Origin of the sequence: Photobacterium sp. WH77 (genome assembly GCF_022014395.1) — a bacterium.
Taxonomy (GTDB): domain Bacteria; phylum Pseudomonadota; class Gammaproteobacteria; order Enterobacterales; family Vibrionaceae; genus Photobacterium; species Photobacterium arenosum.
The window spans coordinates 29649-48882 of record NZ_JAKLTE010000012.1 but is presented as its reverse complement, the minus strand read 5'-3'; the positions used below and the strand labels follow the sequence as shown (position 1 = coordinate 48882).

At 46.5% G+C, this 19234-nt stretch carries 15 protein-coding genes; 11 read left to right on the top strand and 4 right to left on the bottom strand.

Going from position 1 to position 19234, the window contains the following annotated elements; genetic code table 11:
- Positions 1–35: 35 nt before the first annotated feature.
- From L6J37_RS13310 to L6J37_RS13300, 3 genes are all read right to left on the bottom strand, one after another.
- Complete coding sequence (locus L6J37_RS13310) at positions 36–1226, bottom strand: putative manganese transporter (RefSeq protein WP_237795434.1); 1191 nt, start codon at positions 1224–1226, stop codon at positions 36–38.
- 86 nt (positions 1227–1312) lie between these two features.
- Positions 1313–2269, bottom strand: a complete 957-nt coding sequence (locus tag L6J37_RS13305; protein ID WP_192016132.1) for an AEC family transporter — start codon at positions 2267–2269, stop codon at positions 1313–1315.
- A gap of 52 nt (positions 2270–2321) precedes the next feature.
- Complete coding sequence (locus L6J37_RS13300) at positions 2322–2600, bottom strand: hypothetical protein (protein WP_237795433.1); 279 nt, start codon at positions 2598–2600, stop codon at positions 2322–2324.
- A 399-nt stretch (positions 2601–2999) separates the two neighbouring features.
- On the opposite strand from L6J37_RS13300, the gene L6J37_RS13295 reads away from it, so the two are divergent.
- The 4 genes from L6J37_RS13295 to putP all read left to right on the top strand — a co-directional run bounded on the left by L6J37_RS13295 (position 3000) and on the right by putP (position 9688).
- The gene (locus tag L6J37_RS13295) at positions 3000–3785 is read left to right on the top strand and encodes an AraC family transcriptional regulator (protein ID WP_237795432.1); all 786 of its coding nucleotides are present in this window, start codon (positions 3000–3002) and stop codon (positions 3783–3785) included.
- Positions 3786–4156: 371 nt separating this feature from the next.
- Positions 4157–7267, top strand: coding sequence for a bifunctional proline dehydrogenase/L-glutamate gamma-semialdehyde dehydrogenase PutA (gene putA / locus L6J37_RS13290; protein ID WP_237795431.1), 3111 nt, complete (start codon positions 4157–4159; stop codon positions 7265–7267).
- A 29-nt stretch (positions 7268–7296) separates the two neighbouring features.
- Complete coding sequence (locus tag L6J37_RS13285; protein WP_237795430.1) at positions 7297–7998, top strand: aldehyde dehydrogenase family protein; 702 nt, start codon at positions 7297–7299, stop codon at positions 7996–7998.
- A 193-nt stretch (positions 7999–8191) separates the two neighbouring features.
- Positions 8192–9688, top strand: a complete 1497-nt coding sequence (gene putP, locus L6J37_RS13280) for a sodium/proline symporter PutP (RefSeq protein ID WP_218385054.1) — start codon at positions 8192–8194, stop codon at positions 9686–9688.
- Between the two features lie 61 nt (positions 9689–9749).
- Here putP and L6J37_RS13275 read toward each other — a convergent pair whose 3' ends face one another.
- Complete coding sequence (locus L6J37_RS13275) at positions 9750–10202, bottom strand: MarR family winged helix-turn-helix transcriptional regulator (RefSeq protein ID WP_237795428.1); 453 nt, start codon at positions 10200–10202, stop codon at positions 9750–9752.
- A gap of 125 nt (positions 10203–10327) precedes the next feature.
- Between L6J37_RS13275 and L6J37_RS13270 the strand changes: the two genes are divergently transcribed.
- The 7 genes from L6J37_RS13270 to L6J37_RS13240 all read left to right on the top strand — a co-directional run bounded on the left by L6J37_RS13270 (position 10328) and on the right by L6J37_RS13240 (position 18890).
- Positions 10328–10753, top strand: a complete 426-nt coding sequence (locus L6J37_RS13270; RefSeq protein ID WP_237795426.1) for an organic hydroperoxide resistance protein — start codon at positions 10328–10330, stop codon at positions 10751–10753.
- 181 nt (positions 10754–10934) lie between these two features.
- Entirely contained in the window at positions 10935–12128 is a 1194-nt protein-coding gene (locus L6J37_RS13265; protein ID WP_237795425.1) for a tetratricopeptide repeat protein, read from the top strand.
- Between the two features lie 141 nt (positions 12129–12269).
- Positions 12270–12935 carry a CatB-related O-acetyltransferase gene (locus tag L6J37_RS13260; protein ID WP_370630687.1) on the top strand — a complete coding sequence of 222 codons (666 nt, stop codon included), beginning with the start codon at positions 12270–12272 and terminating at the stop codon, positions 12933–12935.
- 272 nt (positions 12936–13207) lie between these two features.
- Complete coding sequence (locus L6J37_RS13255) at positions 13208–14401, top strand: acetate/propionate family kinase (RefSeq protein ID WP_218385043.1); 1194 nt, start codon at positions 13208–13210, stop codon at positions 14399–14401.
- 374 nt (positions 14402–14775) lie between these two features.
- Positions 14776–15222: a pyridoxamine 5'-phosphate oxidase family protein gene (locus L6J37_RS13250; RefSeq protein WP_218385041.1), complete on the top strand. Its 447-nt coding sequence runs from the start codon at positions 14776–14778 to the stop codon at positions 15220–15222.
- A gap of 1218 nt (positions 15223–16440) precedes the next feature.
- Positions 16441–17892 (top strand): class I tRNA ligase family protein, encoded by a 1452-nt coding sequence (locus L6J37_RS13245; protein WP_237795424.1) that lies wholly within the window; start codon positions 16441–16443, stop codon positions 17890–17892.
- Complete coding sequence (locus L6J37_RS13240; protein ID WP_218385037.1) at positions 17889–18890, top strand: hypothetical protein; 1002 nt, start codon at positions 17889–17891, stop codon at positions 18888–18890. The genes L6J37_RS13245 and L6J37_RS13240 overlap by 4 nt, the downstream gene beginning before the upstream one ends.
- Positions 18891–19234 lie beyond the last annotated feature (344 nt).

Below are 19234 nucleotides of genomic sequence, written 5' to 3'. Positions count from 1 at the left end.
CAATCAGACAGTAAGTGTAAATGTAAAAAGTGATACTACTCAAAAAAATAATAATAACTGTAAGCAACAAATAAGGCAGGCAGGCTGGAATACACAGTAGCAATTAACGCAGCCTTGGGAGCGAGTGCAATGGCGGGAAAGAGCGCATCGCCATCATTGCTCAGCGCATTGCCCAACTGTGCCGACATAGGGATCGCGCCGTGAAGATAAAAGCTAGTGATGAGAATTTGCGGCCCGCAGCCAGGAATAAGACCAATTAATACACCGGCTAACGGCAGTGCAGCGCTCCAATGGCTGAGTGACGCTGCTATATCCCAGCCTGTCAGCTTGATGGTGACTTCAAAGCAAAGGAAAGCACCAATTACCCAGGTAGTGACAAAATTCGTGTCCTGAGCCACACGCTGAAACAGGCTGGCTTTGTCAGATTTCGGATCTTCGGAAACGGCATCCTGATAACCCTGGATGTCGCGGCTAAGTGACCAGAGCAACATGGCGATCAGCGCAAAAAACGCCCCCAATACAGTGATGCTACCCTCGGGTAAATGTAACAGTGCATCTGTGTTGAGCTGAAACGAGCCCATCACAGCGATCACTGCACTGGGAATCAGCAGCCACTGCCAGAAGGTTCCCTGCCAGCGAACCGCTGGTGCCTGGTTACGGGATGAGGTCGTGCGACAACAAGATGCCGTCGCTTCAGCGTTTTGGGGTTGCAAAAAGGCACCGCCATGAAGCGTATCGACCAGCCATCCACTGAGTATGCCAACCACTAAACCGATCATAATAATGAACAGTCCGGTGGCCGGTTTCGCCGCAAGTAAAAGAAAGGCGGCATCCCCCATAGTGGCTGTCAGCACAGCGACAACAGAGCCAAAGCTTAACTGACCTCGCACAAATTGCGTGATCACTATAATTGCGCCTCCGCAACCGGGTAAGGCACCCATAACAGATGCAAAGACAACCTGATATCGCCGGCTGCTTTTTAGCCGTAGGGTTAAAGCGGACTGATGGCTCAGCCTTTCTGACAGAGAGTGATACAGTGCGAGAGTGATGGCGACGTAGGCGGCGACCTGCCAGAACGCATCCGCAAGCACACTCACTGTCAGCTCACGAGTCGCAGGTGCTGCCAGCATAGCTATCAGCAAGACGGGAAGCACAAGGCGTTTATTGGCGAGACGCCAGCGATAACCCAGTTTTTGGAAAGGCGCGGATTTAACCTGAGATGTCATGGTCACACTCAAACGACACTGAATAGGAATAGTTCTTATTTAATATCAAGTGAGAGTGATTATCAATTCTATTTTTGGATCATAAATCAGATAATTCCGACTGTTTTTAGCAAAGTCAGGCCAAGGCTGCAGGTGAACATAGAGCCAAGTGTTGTCATCGCAATGATATTGGCCGCCAGACTGGCGTTGGCCCCCATTGCCCGTGCCATGACGTAGCTTGCAGCGGCTGTCGGGGCAGCACTCATCAGAAAGATAATGCCCAGCTCTGTGCCTCGGAAACCGTAGCAGTAGCCAGCGAAGGTGATCAGTAACGGAGCGATGATCAAACGGGCACTGGTTGAGAGGTTGGCATTGCCTGATTCCTGTTTCAGCTGTCGCAGATCCAGGCTGGCACCGGTACACAGAAGCGCCAGAGGTAATGTCATGTCGGCAAAGTACCGGCCCGACTGCATCACAACATCCGGCAGCCGGAGATCGAGAAAAGTAAAAGGCAGAGCGCTGCAGATACTGATGATCAAGGGATTGGTGATGATCGACTTCACGACGAAACGATGATCAAGGGAAGCATTGGCAGCGCTGGAACGGCTGAGCGTGATCACGGCCATGATGTTATAAAGCACAGTGATCACGGCAACATAGAGGGCACCGACCACTATGCCGGGTTCGCCGTACGCATTTGCCACATAAGCCAGGCCTATGATACCCGTATTGGCTCGAAAAGCGCCCTGAACAACAACTCCTCGTTCAGATGGCTCCTTGATCATCTTTCCGGCAATCACTTCAAATAAGAGGAATATCGCAATGTTAGCTAACGCGGCAAAGATAAAGAGCTCCCCGCTGCCCAACTGGTGTACATCAGCATTGACCAGATTGAGGAACAATAATGTGGGCAGGGTAACGGTAAACACCAGCTTGGAACCGGCCTGAGTAAAGGCATCATTGATGATTCCCCAGCGTTTTAAGGCTATTCCCAACGCCAGCATGATAAAAATAGGGCCTGTAACGGTAAATGAAAATGAAAGCTGCGTGAGAAATTCGTCCATTACGTGTTCTTTCCACTCGGGTAAACAGCCATACGTTTTATCACAAAGCGGTTCAGGCAACAGCCACTAACCGGTTTATCTGTAACATTTTTTCGTTCTGTTCCCTTTCGCTGCTCGCAAAGTAAAGGATGGGAAAATATCTGTTACAAGCCGATATAAGCAGGGCGATTACACTGGAAAGATGATCAAGTAAGGATAAATAACGGGCATTGTCATTTTGACTGGAAAGATGATCAAGCAGGATCCTTGATAATCTGACAAACCAGAGCACACCATCTGCCGCAAACCTTGACAGTATGATCAAGCGGGTTTGATTGAAAAGCTGTTCCATTGCTCCTCTCGGAAGGAGGCAAAGCAATCAGATCGGATAAAAAATCAAGAGTTGTTTTTGTATTATATTGATTTTTAATGGTATTTTTGTTTTCTCTGCACGAGAAAACAAACGTCTTGCCCGTTTCTCTTTCAGCGCGGGGGCAAGGTGTTGTGGTGGCTGAAAATTCAGCGGGATAAAATCCAAATGACATTGACCGTAAAAAGTTGAGTCTTGATCACGCTTCCGAGGTGTTTTTGATCGAAATCGGGCTGTTGCGCTGGAAAGATGATCAAGGTGGCCTGGTGCGAGATCAACAGAAATTAGCCAGCCTCTTTTCATTGTCGGGGCTTATCTATTATGATTCGCCTTTATATCGCGCCAGATGGCATACCTCAATTATTCACGCAGGAAGAACAGATGAAGGATAGTACCCATCCGTCAGGGTTCAAACCGGCGGAAATCATGAAGTTGCCTGAACAGATGGATCATCACAACCATGGATATAATCAGGTAGTGATTGCTCTGTCCGGGCAAACTGAGTTTGAAATTGAAGGTTATGGCAGTCTGGTCTGTCCGGGGCAGGGGTGTCTGGTGACGGCAGAATCTGAACATGGTTTTTCCGGCGTGGGCAACAATGAGATTCTGGTGCTGAATGTGTCTGTCAGTGATGCTGTACCCGACTATGGCATCGAGCGCATGCAGAGGCTGTTCGAGCAATCCTCCTACTTTCATCTTGATAACCAGGCGCAGACGCTGATCCGCGCTCTTTCAGCAGAAATGCTCGGTAACCCGGACGACTGGCTGTTGAGTAAAGCCTGTACTGATACCCTGATGTGTGTTTTGCAGCGACATTTCAAGCCGCTGGCGTCTGAGCGCTATCTGCCGCGCCTGAACATGGATGTTATCGATCATTACATCCATCAGCATCTTTCGCGCAAGATCACTGTCGCCCAGCTGGCAGGGCTGGTTTTCCTTGGTGAAAGCCAGTTTCACGTTGTTTTTAAAGAGCAGACCGGTGTCACGCCGCACCAGTATGTGCTGCAAAAGCGATTGGAGCTGTGCCGTCATCTGATGGAAGAGTCGCGCCTGAGTCTGGCCCAGATTGCTCAGGCGTGTGGATTTTCAAGCCAAAGTAATTTCACCCAGGCCTTTTCCCGCCATTTCGGGGTGTCACCCGCTAAGTACCGCCGTCAGTGGAGCTGATAGCCGGATTTGCTCAACTGTCAGCACAGACGTTGCTGGCTGCCCTCTAGCCGATAGTTGCTTATCTCACTATTTTCAACCACAGTTTTATGACTTTCCCTATCATTTGATAAGGGGATCGGGCATCAGAACCGACTGTTTGCTGTTTCTTACATCAATTAAATAGAAAACAGTATTTTTTGCTAAATACTTGGGTCTGATTTTGTTATAAAGCGGACTTTTTAGATAAATTATCGGAGTTTTTGGTAAGACTCTGGGACAGGTACGAAATAAAATCCCCCGCTAAAGTAACACTGGTGTAACATTTATCCTGAATCACATGACAAACTGTGTTGATGGTTATTCAGGTCCACTATATTGAGGGAATGACTATGTTCAATGCGGCAGATGCCCTTCAGCCATCTTTTATTGAGCAACCTTTAGATGCACTATGGCAGCAGATTTCACCGTTATACTCGGTAGAAGAATCTGCCTGGCTGGAACAACTGTTGCCCCTGGCTGAGCCTTCTGAACAAGAACGCCAGTTCACTGTCGAGAAGGCAACTCGCCTGATCGAGCAGGTGCGCGCAGATCGTACCGCGATCCAGATGATCGATGCCTTGCTGCTGGAATACAGCCTGGACACCAAAGAAGGCATCCTGCTGATGTGTCTGGCCGAAGCCCTGATGCGTATCCCGGATACGGCCACTGCTGATGCACTTATCCGCGATAAGCTGAGCGTGGCGGACTGGAAGTCTCACCTTAAAAACTCTGATTCCCTGTTTGTGAATGCTTCTACCTGGGGCCTGATGCTGACCGGTAAAGTCGTCAGCATGGAATCTAAGGAAGATGGCAGCCCGGCCCGGGTGATCAACCGTCTGACCAATAAGATGTCTGAACCTGTTATTCGCAAGGCGATGCATCAGGCCATGAAAATCATGGGTCACCAGTTCGTACTGGGACGGTCCATCGCTGAAGCGATGAAGAACGGTCAGGCCAAGCGTGATAAAGGCTTCACGTATTCCTTTGATATGCTCGGCGAAGCGGCGCTGACTCAGGACGACGCCAAGAAATACTTTAACGATTACATTGAAGCTATCGAGGCTGTGGGTCTGGATAATAAAAAGCACTCCAACTCACCTTGCCCGACTGTGTCCATTAAACTGTCGGCATTGCATCCGCGCTACGATGTGTCCAATGAAGGCCGTGTGCTGACAGAAATGTACGACACAGTGCTGGAGCTGCTGAAACGCGCCCGTGCGCTGAACGTTGGTATCACCATTGATGCTGAAGAAGCGGATCGACTGGAACTGTCGCTGAAACTGTTTGAAAAACTGTACCGTTCAGAAACAGTGCAAGGCTGGGGGCGTTTTGGTCTGGTTGTGCAGGCCTATTCGAAACGTGCTCTACCTGTGCTGACCTGGCTGGCGGCGCTGAGTAAAGAGCAGGGCGATGTGATCCCACTGCGTCTGGTGAAAGGCGCATACTGGGACAGCGAGCTGAAAATGTGTCAGCAAAGCGGTTATGAAGGCTATCCGGTTTATACCCGTAAAGAGGCGACGGATACCTCTTATCTGGCGTGTGCCCGCTTCCTGCTGTCTGCCCATGTTCGTGGCCTGATTTTCCCGCAATTTGCGAGCCACAATGCACACACTGTCACTGCCATTCTGGCGATGGCCACACACCGCGATTTTGAATTCCAGCGCCTGCACGGTATGGGCGATGCACTGTATAACCATGTGATGGACATCTACGGTGTGAATGTGCGTATTTACGCACCGGTCGGCAGCCACAAAGACTTGCTGCCTTACCTGGTACGCCGCCTGCTGGAAAACGGCGCCAACAGTTCTTTTGTACACCGCCTGGTTGATGCGCGCTGTCCGATTGACTCTCTGGTACAGCACCCGGTTGATGTGCTGCGCTCGCGCCCAACCCTGCATAACCACTTAATTCCTTTGCCAAAAGATATTTTTGGTGACGATCGCAAGAACTCGGCCGGTATTAACATTGAGATCGAATCTGAATGGACCCCTTTCCGTGATTCGGTCGAAGCATTCAAAACGCATCACTGGATAGCCGGCCCTATCGTTAATGGCGAAGTACAGTCAGGCGATATTTTCCACGTTACGGCCCCTTACGACCGTCGTGAATCTGTTGGTGAAGTGGCTTTTGCCTCAAGCGATCTGGTAGCAAAAGCGATTGATGTCGCCGCCGAAGCCTTCCCTGGCTGGTCTGACACTCCTGCCAAAGAGCGCGGTGCCTGCCTGCAGCGCCTGGCTGATCTGCTGGAAGAAAATACCGGTGAACTGGTCGCACTGTGTCATCGTGAAGCGGGTAAAACCATTCAGGACAGTATTGACGAAATCCGCGAGGCGGTAGACTTCCTGCGTTTTTACTCCCATCAGGCGGCCACGGAATTAGCGCAAGGCAAATCAGTGGTTGCTTTTGATGGCCAGTCACGCACCTTGTCGTATCAGGGACGCGGTGTCTTTGCCTGTATCAGTCCGTGGAACTTCCCTCTGGCGATTTTCCTGGGTCAGGTATCGGCGGCACTGGCAGCGGGTAACACAGTGGTGTGTAAACCGGCTGAACAAACCTCGCTGATTGCGTTCCGTGCAATCCAGATGATGCTGGAAGCAGGTGTACCTGCAGGTGTCATCCAGTTCGTACCTGGTCGTGGTGCGGAAGTGGGCTCAGTGCTGACTTCTGATGAACGTATTGCGGGTGTGGCCTTTACCGGCTCGACAGAGACGGCACAGCGCATCAACCGCACACTGGCGGCGCGTGACTGCGATCCTGTTCCTTTCATCGCGGAAACCGGTGGTCAGAACGCCATGATTGTCGACAGTACGGCACTGCCTGAGCAGGTTGTGCGCGATGTGGTTCGCTCGGCATTTGCGTCAGCCGGTCAGCGTTGTTCGGCGCTGCGGGTGCTGTTTGTACAGGAAGACGTGGCGGATCGCATCATCACGTTGATCAAAGGCGCTATGGCCGAATTGTCGGTGGGCCGTCCTGAACTGCACAGCACCGATGTTGGCCCTGTTATTGATAAAACCGCCAAGCAGAAATTGCTGACCCATATTGGCGCGCTGAAAAATCAGGCCAAAATGGTGGCTCAGGCCAGCATAAGCCCAGATTGCAGCTATGGTGATTTTGTTCTGCCGACGGCGTTTGAAATTCGCGGTATCAAGGTACTGCAGAATGAAAACTTCGGCCCGATTCTGCATATCGTGCGCTTTAAGGCAAACGAGCTGGATCAGGTGATTGACCAAATCAACCAAACAGGCTTTGGTCTGACTATGGGTGTTCACAGCCGTAACGAGCGTACGTACAGCCATATTGAACGCCGTGCCCGTGTGGGTAACTGCTACATCAACCGCGATCAGGTTGGTGCTGTGGTGGGTGTTCAGCCATTTGGTGGCCAGGGTCTGTCTGGTACAGGTCCGAAAGCAGGGGGCCCGCACTACCTGTATCGCTTCACTAAAGATGTGTTCACTGCGTAATGGCTGCCGGAATTGGGAAGGAAAGAAAGATGACAACTAGTATTCAAGCGCTCGTCGATCAGAGCAATGCAGCCTGGGAAAACTGGAATGGCCAGGGCTATGAAAAACGTATTACTAAGCTGACTCAGTGGAGCAGCACGCTCGACGCGGAAGTGGCAGCTATGGTGGCGTTTCAGTGCCGCAATGCCAACGAGCATGTGGCAGAAACGGAATTAATGCCAGGGCCAACCGGTGAAACCAATGAACTGTATTGCGCCGGCCGCGGTATTTTTGTGGTCACAGCCGAAGCGACAACCCCTCTGGTGGCAGTTGCCGGCCAACTGACGGCCGCTTTGGTAACCGGGAATACTGTGCTGTTGTCTCTGCCGGAAGGGTACGAGAAATCAGCTCAGAAAATTGTCACTGAATTGGAAAAGGCTGAACTTCCGAAAGGCGTTGTACAGTCAGTGAGCACTAACGAACTTGACGTGTTAGTACGCCATGCTGGTGTTGCCGGTGTGGTGTTTGCAGGAAAGCGCGAGACAGCTTTGTCGCTGTCCCGTGATTTAGCCGCCCGTGACGGGCTGCTGGGCCAGTTGATTGCAGAGTCGGATTTTGAATCTTATCCTGTGATTGGCAGCCCGACTTATTCGCTGCGTTTCGTAACTGAAAGAACACGTACCATCAATATCACGGCGGTGGGCGGAAACGCGACGCTGTTGGAATTGGGGAGTGGCGAAGAAGCACATTAATGTTGATGGTGACTGTTACCAGTGACTCGTGACCTGAACCGTCAATCGATGGATTGGCGGTTTTTTAACAAGGACTCTCAGGTACGTTGTACGAGGTGGAGCAGAACCCAGTCAGCACAGAGGCTGAACTAAATCAGCATCATTCAATAAGCTCTTGCAATGACGGGAGCAACAATAATGAGGGAACTCAAACATGATAGAAAATAGCTTTGCTATCACAAGCACGTTTATCGTGTATCTGATTGCTATGCTTGCAATCGGTTATTACGCCTATAAACGTACTGCCAACTCATCTGATTACTTTCTTGGTGGTCGTTCGCTAGGGCCTTGGCCAGCGGCACTGTCTGCCGGTGCTTCTGATATGAGTGGCTGGCTATTACTCGGATTGCCGGGCTATGCCTTTGCAGCGGGTATCGAATCACTGTGGCTGGCGGGTGGCCTGTTGTTAGGTACTTACCTGAACTGGCTGATTTGTGCCAAGCGTCTTCGTACTTATACCATTACCGCTGAAAATGCGATCACCATTCCTGAGTATCTGTCGAACCGCTTTAAAGATAACTCCAAGCTCATTCAGACAATTTCAGCCTTCTTCATTTTGTTGTTTTTCCTCTTCTATACCAGTTCAGGTTTAGTGGCAGGCGGTAAGTTGTTTGAAACCGTATTCGGTATGGATTACAAAATTGCCGTTGTGATCGGTACGCTCTGCGTAGTGTCTTACACCCTGTTTGGTGGCTTCCTGGCGGTATCCTGGACTGACCTGGTGCAGGGCCTGCTGATGGCGGCGGCACTGATGATAGTGCCTATCGCAGCAATGCAAGGCGGTTTTGGCGATCTGGCGGCGTCTCTGGAAGCCAAGAACCCGGAATTAATGACCTTGTTTAACGACGTGAAAGGTGAGCCGCTGACGGTAATCAGTATTATTTCTCTGGCCGCCTGGGGCCTGGGTTATTTTGGTCAGCCTCACATCCTGGCACGTTTTAACGCTACCCGTTCTAACCGTGATATCACAACGGCGCGTCGTATCGCTGTGATTTGGTCGGCGCTGTCTATGGCCGGTGCGATCCTGGTGGGTCTGGTCGGTATTCTGTATGCCGATAACCAGCTGGGCGGTAATCTGGCAGATGGTGAAAAAATCTTCATGCTGCTGGTGAATGCCATTTTCCATCCAGTGCTGGCCGGCATCCTGCTGGCGGCGATTCTGGCGGCGATCATGAGTACGGCTGACTCCCAGTTGCTGGTGTCGTCTTCCGCGCTGGCTGAAGATTTCTACAAGCAAGTGATCCGTAAAAACGCCTCAACAGAAGAAATCGTTACTGTGGGTCGTGTGGCGGTTATCGTACTGTCGATTATTGCACTGATGCTGGCAATGAATCCTGACAGCACAGTGCTGGGTCTGGTGTCTTACGCCTGGGCGGGCTTTGGTGCCGCGTTCGGTCCTGCTCTGCTGCTGAGCCTGTACTGGAAAGAAATGAACCGTAACGGCGCATTGGCGGGTATTGTTATCGGTGCCCTGACCGTGGTTATCTGGAAACAACTGACAGGCGGCATCTTCGACATGTATGAAATTGTTCCCGGATTTGTCTTTGCTACGGTTGCCATTCTTGTAGTCAGCAAAATGACAGGGGGAGCGTCTTCAGAATTGCACGCCCAGTTCGATACCTATGAGAAGAATCTGAAAGAGTTTGACTAAAACCTTTAGCAAACCCTGACTCTCTGAATGCGCAGCTTTGGCTGCGCATTTTTTTTACCCGTTACTCTACAGCAGACAGTTGCGTATAGAGCGTATCGCAGGTGGATTTGAGGGCTTTTAGTGTTTCCAGCGGCATATCCAGTTTGCAAAACAATGCGGCTGGCACTTGCTGCGCGTTCTGCTGCAGGGCTTTGCCTGCATCTGTCAGGCTGATCTCGCGAACTCGTTCATCCGTTTCACTGCGTTTGCGACTGACCAGTCCTTTCCCTTCAAGGCGTTTCAGCAGCGGTGTTAATGTGCCTGAATCGAGATGAACTTTCTCGCCTAACGCTTTGACACTCAGGCATTCTTTTTCCCACATCACCAACATCACTATGTATTGCGAATAAGTGAGATTGAGCGCATCCAGTATGGGCCGATAAGCGCGGATCATGGCGTTAGAGGCGCTGTACAGCGAAAAACAGATCATGTCATCCAGTGTGACTCGGGCTGGTATTTCAGTGGAATTGGCCATGTTCCATCTCCTGAATGGATAGAGTTCAATTAAATTGCGCACAATATACTTGCGTTCGAACTGAAAATCGATATAAGATTGCGTGAAATTAAATTGTACACAACTTAATTATTAGAGGTTATCTGATGAAAACAATTTACACCACTTCCGCAAAAGCAAGCGCTGGTCGCAATGGTCAGGTGAAGAGTGATGATGGTTTGCTGGCTGTTTCTCTGAGCTATCCCAAAGCACTTGGCGGCAGCGGAGAAGCTACGAATCCAGAGCAACTCTTTGCCGCGGGTTACTCGGCTTGTTTCTCAAATGCAGTGCTGCATATTGCGGGTCTTCAGAAACTGGGCTTGCGTGAAGCACCGACAGAAGCAAAGGTTCGGTTACTGGCTAAAGAAAGTGGCGCTTTTGCGTTAGCGGTTGATTTGTCCGTTGAACTGACGATGGATGATCAAGCAGCCATTGAATTGGTGAGGTCAGCCCATCAGGTATGCCCTTACTCCAATGCCGTACGCGGAAATGTGGAAGTCAGCCTGACTGTGAACGGCATTTCGCTGGATTAAGCGTCGCAGACATTAGTGATTTTTCTGTCCCGGTTTTCGCAGAATCTCTGCTCAAACCGGGATTTTTGTGCTGTTTTTGGTGCCCTGATCTGACCAGCTTCAAAATCAGAGAAAATATAACTTTAGATTTATCCCAAAATGCCGTTATTACAAAGAATACAGATTTGTTTTAAGAGGGGTTATGTCACAACTCGGTTTAGGCGTTTGCCTGGGCATTGTATTGCTGATTGTGGCGGTTTCCCGGTATTTTGCACTGATGAAAGACGTTCGTGAGGCTGCCAGAGAGCAGGCACTCAAGGATGAAAAATACCGACAGGTATTAGAACAGGCAAAGGCTGTTGAACACGAAGAAAAAGTCAAAAAGGCGCAGTCAGGTCATATTCCCAGCATTTTATCGTTAGCGAAGGAAAATGAAGTTGGCAATCTCCGTGTGGCATTAGGCTGGTACCAGAAAGCTGCTGAACTAGGGAATGAAATCGGACAGAATGCGTTGGCACGGTTGAGTCGTCAGGATGTCGATGATCCTCACGGTGAAGCCAAGTCGCGTTATTGGGAGTGCCTGGTCAAATCAAACAACAATGAACCAGAGGCCTTGTTTGAACTCGGTCGTTTTGAGATCCGAGGCTATGGTACTGCGATCAATACCACTTCGGGTGTCGGCCACCTGATCAAAGCGGCTGAAATGGAATATGTGCCGGCACAGCTGTTTCTGGGTGACTGGTACGTGGTGGAGTCGAATCCGACCCCATCGCCGCGTCGTGCCTTTTTCTGGCGTTTAAAGTCGGCCGTGAATAACGATGCGATGGGCTGTATTAAAGTCGCCTATTGTTTCCAGACCGGAGTGGGGGCGACGCGAGATCGCCGGCGAGCCATTTACTGGCTGGAGAAAGCGGCCGAGCTCGGCAACCTGGAGGCCCAGTATCTGGCGGGGAAAATGCATCTGAACAATGACCAGCCAGTTACCAATGTCACCGATGCCGCTGTTGCGTATATCTGGTTTTCTGTGGCGTTTGCTTCGGGATATCTGGATGCCAAAAAAGAGCGGGATACAGCGGTTCAGCATGTGGGCATTGAGTCAATTTTGAATGTTCAGAAAGTGGCGAAGCAGATTTATAAGTATTTGCACAACCCGCCAGTACCTGTGCATTCCACCATGGATTTGCTCGACAAAATGTATGACAGGTCTAAATACCGTCCGACTGATGCTGAGCTGGACGCCGCTTTAGGCCGCATCAATGAAGACATTGATGTGGATTCAGGGGTGCAAACGAATCCTGGTCCTTCTGCGTCCGGGCAGGGTAACGGTTCACAAAATACGGCAAAAAAAGACTGGAGCGGTGAAATGATCGCTGCTGAGTCAGTGTCATCCGCATAAGCGAAATCTCTGCCATTTTTCAGCCGTTGCTGAGTTGTTGTCTTAGTTGGGTGACAGCATAGCGCGGCTGCTTCCAGACAGTTACATTATACTGACATAAAAAGTCGCAGTTTTTTGCGCATGTTTGAGTATGAGGTAATGATGGCGACTATCTTTCCTTCCTGGCTTGGTGGTTATGAGCTGAATAAAAAAGTGACTAACCCGAACATTATTGTCGGGGACTTTACTTACTATTCCGGCTATTACCACGACAAGCACTTTGAAGATCATTGCGTACGTTACCTGATGGGCGATCACTCCACAAAAGCGGTGTGGGAATCCGGCATTTTTGGTGAGGTTGATAAACTCATCATAGGTAAATTCTGCTCGATCGCTTCGGGTGCCATTTTTATGCTGGCAGGCAATCAGGGACACAGACACGATTGGATATCGTCTTACCCGTTTGAGGTCAGTGAATTTGGTGACAAAGTTAAAGCCGGTTTTGCCAGAGCGGGTGATACGGTTATCGGCAATGATGTCTGGATCGGCAGTGAGTGCGTCATAATGCCGGGTGTACACATAGGTGATGGCTCAGTGATTGGCGCGCGGGCAGTGGTCACCAAAGATGTTCCGCCTTACAGTATAGTGGTCGGTAATCCTGGCAGAGTTGTTAAGTCACGGTTTAACGGCAGCGAGGTGGCTAAGCTTCTGGAAATGAAGTGGTGGGACTGGCCATTATCCATGCTGAAAGCCAATATGGATGTGATGTGCAGCAACGACGTTGAGGCTATGTACCAAAGGTATCTGTCTTCGTCTGAAGCGAACTAGGCGCTATACCCGTGACGGATCAGCGGATGTACATCTCTTCTCTTTGTTGAACTATCGCTCTGTTTTTTGATTCCTTGCAAAAAAATTTTGTATTTTTACATTAAATTTGAATATTGTGTTGAATCATTCAAAAAAAATTGAGTATTATGGTGCAGCACAAGATGCTATGAATCTGTTGCTCCACATCAATTTCTTAGCATCTGTGCCGACAACATCTGTTGTCAGGGGGCACTGAGTGCCAAATAAGCCGACAATCTTCTGGTGGAATCCCCATGCGCCATTCACTTGTACTCGTTATTAATTCCGGAAGCTCTTCGCTTAAATTTGCTTTGATCGATGCCGTCAGTGGTGATGCAAGACTGACAGGGCTGGGGGAGTGCTTTGGTCTCAGCGATGCCTCTGTCAGCTGGAACTATGACGGTGAGAAATCCAGCTTTGCGCTGGAAGCGACAGGCAATCATCATCAGCAGGCGATTGATCGTCTGGTGCTATTGCTCGATGAACTGGGCCTGAAGCAGGACATCATTGCCATTGGCCACCGTGTGGTTCATGGCGGCGAGCGTTTCAGTGAAACTGTGAAAATCGATGAACATGTGCTGACAGAGATTGAAGCGCTGAGTGAGCTGGCGCCATTGCATAATCCGGCGCACGTTATCGGCATCCGCGCGGCGATCAGTGCTTTCCCCTACCTGCCGCAGTACGCAGTGTTCGACACAGCCTTCCATCAAAGTATGCCTGCTAAAGCGTATCGCTATGCGTTGCCTCAGAAGCTTTATCAGGACTTGGGTATCCGTCGCTATGGCTTTCACGGCACCAGCCATTTCTTTGTTAGTCAGGAAGCGGCCAAACAGCTGGGGAAACCGGCAGAAAAAACCAATGTGATCACTGTGCATTTAGGCAACGGTGCATCGATTTGTGCGGTGCGTAATGGCCAGAGTGTTGATACCAGTATGGGCTTTACCCCAACAGCCGGCCTGATGATGGGCACCCGCTGCGGCGATTTAGATCCGGGTATCGTGGATTTCCTGATCAACAAAGGCTGGAGTCAGGCGGATGTGCAGCAAGCCCTGAACAAAGAAGCAGGCTTCCTGGGTGTTTCCGGCTTAACCAGCGACTGTCGCGGCATTGTTGAAGCCATGGAAGAAGGCCATGCCGGTGCGAAACTGGCTTTCGAAATCTTCACTTACCGGGTGGCGAAATACATTGCTTCTTACATGGTGGCATTGGAAGAGTTGGATGCCATCGTATTCACTGGCGGCATTGGTGAAAACTCCCTGCCGGTACGCAGTGAAGTGCTTAAGTACCTGAAAATTTTCGGCTACCGCGAAGATGCCACGGGTAATGCTAACGCCCGTTTCGGCGAAAAAGGCGTGATCACTAAACCCAATACCCCTATGGCGATGGTGATTCCGACCAATGAAGAATGGGTGATCGCCAGAGAATCCATGGCGCTGCTGCATGCATAGCAGAAAGTCATGCTGATATTGAAGAACGGCCCCGAGTTAGACTCGGGGCTTTTTTTCGCGCAGATAATCAGTCGGGCTGAATCACTTGTCTGGTGACGAATCTCTGAACGGGAAACCACGTTGCCACCGTGTTGCGGCAAATCATTCGTATGTACCTCCGATTCACATATCTTCATCGCGTCTTGTCCTGAGCGATGTAGTTTTTCCTGTGCACATTGATGGGGATTCAACCGCTTCATTGCCGTTCAGCAATGGGGCAATACAGGGGGTAGAAATGAAATTATTCGAAGGTGTGATGTCTGTCTGCTTTTTTTTTTGACAATGAATGAAGCGGATATTAAAAATTATGCAACGGTATTCTCAGGAGACGAAAAATGCAGCTGAAAGAGTACGCTGACAGAAGTGTTTTGTGCTGGTTAGCGACTGTTGGACATGATTCACGACCCAATGTATCTCCGAAAGAGATTTTTACGCTCTTAGATGAGACATTGATGCTCATTGCAAACATTGCTTCACCAGGGAGCGAAACAAACATTCTGCTGAATCCTCAAGTCTGTGTGTCTTTCGTTGATGTTTTTGAACAACGCGGGTTTAAGGTTACCGGAAGTGCAAGGATTGTAAACCAGGAAGATAGTCGGTGGGAAGGCTACTTGTCTGAGTTACGCAAATTGGCTGATGAAAAGTATCCGATAAAGAACATTTTTGAGATTCGTATTGAATCATTCTCGAAAATTGTTGCACCTGGTTACCATTTATTCGCTGATACAACGCCGGAAAGCCAGATTGAAAATGCTCTATCGACCTACAAAGTGAGTCGGTAGTGTCACCGATATAAAGTGATGAGGTTTGCTTTGCAATAGAGATGACCTCGAATCAGTGGCTCAGTGAATTGTGCAGGGCAGGAGCATACTTTGTTAAATCGCATCAACATTGCATTCCGAGGCAATAATTACGCCTATATATGCACTTTTACGTTTTAACGCCTATAGAAATTGAGCTAAAAACATACTAAATGTTTGCATGATAGGCATTTGTTAACGTTTTTTACAAAGTGTGCTCTAGCCCTGGTGAATTGTGTCACGATAAATACTATTTAACTTTCAGGAAAGCCTCTGATGCGGTGCTGAGGCTGTCTGACGTCCTGCCAAGAGTTTATCAACGGCGACTGATGAAATAAGACAGTATTGAATATTATCTGCGGATAGTCTGAGTCGTCACTGTGAACGTTTTCATCCTGTGAACTGAGAACATTAAAAATAGTTACATCAATAATAAGTCAATTGATAGTGATATAAAAAACTAAAGTTTCCTCATCTTTCTGACAATCAATCAAAAAGCATCAGAAATTGATTCCTCGGTGGTCTGAATCTCGGAGTTATCGATGAAATCGGAGAGGAAAAGTTATTTTCAGATAAATTAAATTTTTCGTACAGGGTTGAATACTTTGAATCAATATTTGGTGCGCTTATTAAATGGATCTGAGTATTCAAGGAGGGGAGGTGGTGTCGAAAACCATCCGATAGAAGTATTTAATCGCATTCAAGACAAGTAATGATACCCACGGAAGCAGAGTCACATTATTAATTACAATATTGTCAATATAAGGTGTGTTTTTTGTTGGTTAATTCATCTTTATGTCTGGAAATGTTAACATGGTTGACTTATTATCTGTACATTGTTTCATTTTGGTTGTTGTGTTGTTTGATTTCGTGAGGGGCATCTGTAAAACCGTATAGAAGGGATTCATCGATAAATGGTGGAGATTAAAATCATTATTTTTTGCAGATCGCTCGTCAAAAGTTTAGCGGCTTATTGCGATCGGTATCTAAGTCGTAAGAGATTTTTCAGCATAAGGAAAGTCTGGTTTACGATAGAGGTGTTGTATATGAGGTCATAAGAAAACTTATGAGATGTTCAAAAAATAAGATCTGATACATTGACTTTTAGATAAATTATCAAAGTTTTTGATGAGCGACCGATAATAGCGGTGATTTCAGTCTATCGTATTTAAAGCAGTGATTAAAATAAATGGAGTAAAAATGATTAGTGGAAATAATTCACCAAGGATGTTTATTGTTTCACCACCACCAACCCCAAACGGTAGCTTACATTTAGGTCACATGAGTGGGCCATATCTTGCCGCTGATATATACAAAAGAATTCAAAAATGTAAAGAAAAAACCGTTTATTGTATCAGCACTGATGATAATCAATCCTATGTAGATAAAACCGCTGAGCGGTTAAATGTTTTCCCGACTGAATTAATTAAAAAGTCAAAACACGAAATCCTTGAAGTTCTTGAATCATTCTCGATTGATATTAACCTCTTTGGAGAACATGATAAAGAGTATGAAGATTATGTTACAAGTTTTTTTAGTGATTTATATAAGTCTGAACAAATTAAAATTGTTGAAACAGAAGTTTATTATGACCCAATTACGAATCAATATCCGATTGAGTCCTTTATATCTGGAATATGTAAAGAATGTTTTGATGAGTGTTGTGGTGGAATTTGTGAAACGTGTGGTTTTCCCAACAATGGAACAGATCTCATTAATTACAACCCATCACGACTAATTAAAAAAAATGAACCAAGATTAGTCATTGATTTAGAAGAGTTCAGACGAGAGATCGAAAAAAATTTATCAAATATCTCGATGCGTCCACGGTTAAAATTACTTGTCGACAGAATATTAATTAATCGATTACCAAAGGTAATATTATCACATAAGCTACCTCGTGGAATTAAACTTGAAGATTTGGGATTGCAAGGTCAAGTTTTGAATGTATGGGCTGAGATGTATCCTGGACACTTTTATTTTTTGAATAAAGCGTCAGGCGAAATGACAGGTGAAGAGGAGTATGTACAATTTTTAGGTTTTGATAATTCATTTTTTTATGTTTTTCTTCATCAGGCATTACAAGTAGCAGGATTACGTATTAAAAAGGAACTGCCAAAAGTCTCAGAGTTTTATACGAATCAATTTTATAACTTGGATTCAGATAAATTTTCAACCAGTAAGGGACATGCTATTTGGGCAATCGATCTTGCGCAGAAATACAATTCTGATGCGATTCGATTTTATTTGGCAAAATTTGCACCTGAATATTCTGAACAAAGCTTTATCCTGGAGCATTTTTTGGTTGAAGGGAGAAGGTTTTGCTCACTGGTCAATGATATTTTGACATCCTGTGATCAAATAGAAAATAAAAGAACAAATGGTAAACTAGGGGATAAGTTATTTCTTTCTGTTCAGGAGAAAGGGCAATTTTCTATAAGGGAGATAGCAAAAGACTGTGAACTTAAGTTAAAGCATCTGCAAAGAATGATCCATGCTGGTGAGATTACAAAAGATGATGTGTATAAGACTTTACAAAATTTGCTATACCCGATTGCACCTAAATATAGTTATGTTTTAAAAAAAAGTTGTGATAATAAATTAAATAATTATGAACATTATGAGTTTTCTAAGTTAGAGTTTGAATTATGATTTATGATATCATAGTTTTGGGCAATGGCATTTTAGGTTCAATGGCTACCTATTTATTGTCTGAAAAATACGGAAATATTTTAAATATATCAACACCATATGCTTTTAGAAATGAAATATATTCTAGTCATTTTGATGAATCTAGGATTGTGCATTTCGATGATCAAGATCCATATTGGAATGATATGGCTAAAGAATCTGATAAATTTAATAAAGAAATATCAGTTAATTTGGATAGTCCGTTCTACCGGGATGTAAATTTTTATCAGTCAACACATGCCTGGCAAAAGCTGCATGCACAAGCGGAAAGCACCGAGAGTATAGACGGAGCACCTAGAAATGGTGCAATTCTGAATCCGATGCTTTACATCAATACATTGAAAAGTATGGCAGTTGAAAATGGAGTAAAATTTATTGAAAACATAGCAAACATAGAATATAGCAAAATGTTTTCTCATTATTATGTTCAGTCGAAAATGCGTACTTTTGTATGTAAGCGCATAATTGATACAAGGGGGGCTTATATTTGTTTAGATGACTTATCTATTGGTAAGGTTGCTGGGAAATCGTTGTACTTCTTTGAACATGATGCAGGAGTTAAAGATTTTTGTTTTTTAGTACCCATTTCTCATGAAAAATTTACAGAATGTTACGGTGTATACCAATATGACAAAGTTCGTTGTGTTGGTCAGTTGAAAATAGGATTTTCGGAAATACAGCCGGAGTGTCTCGATTCCAAGTCTTCAATTATCGATTGGTTTAGAAATTCAAGTTCGAGGGAATATAAGCATGCAGATGCAATTTATTTCATTAAAGAAAAGTTTAGTAACATTCAGAATGTAGCAATTAAACCCTGCATGTTTACTCTAACACAATCTGGATATCCTAAAATAGTGAGAGATAAGAATCTGATTAGAATTGCAGGATGCAATGGTAAAGCTGCAAAATGTGCATATTCAATGATTCGTTCAATTCTTACTGATGAGGGCTTTTTTTAAAATTGATGAAGATTGCCAACATTATATGCCGGAGAATATATGAAAATTAGAAAGTTTACGATGAACGATATAGATAAGTTGATCCCGTTGTCAGATCAATATCGTATTATTTATCAGCAAAACTCTGATGCTGCTGCTTACTTTTATTTTTTAAAGGCCAGGTTTAAAAAGATGACTATCTATTTCCTGCTGCAGAGATTGATGGTTTAATTGTTGGCTTCAGTTAAATATATCCTAATTCCTCTCCGGTGAAATTAAAGCCGCTTTGGATTTTAAATGATTTATATGTCTCGGATTATTATTGAAAACGAGGAATAGCTGAAAGGGTTTTAAAGTATGTTGAT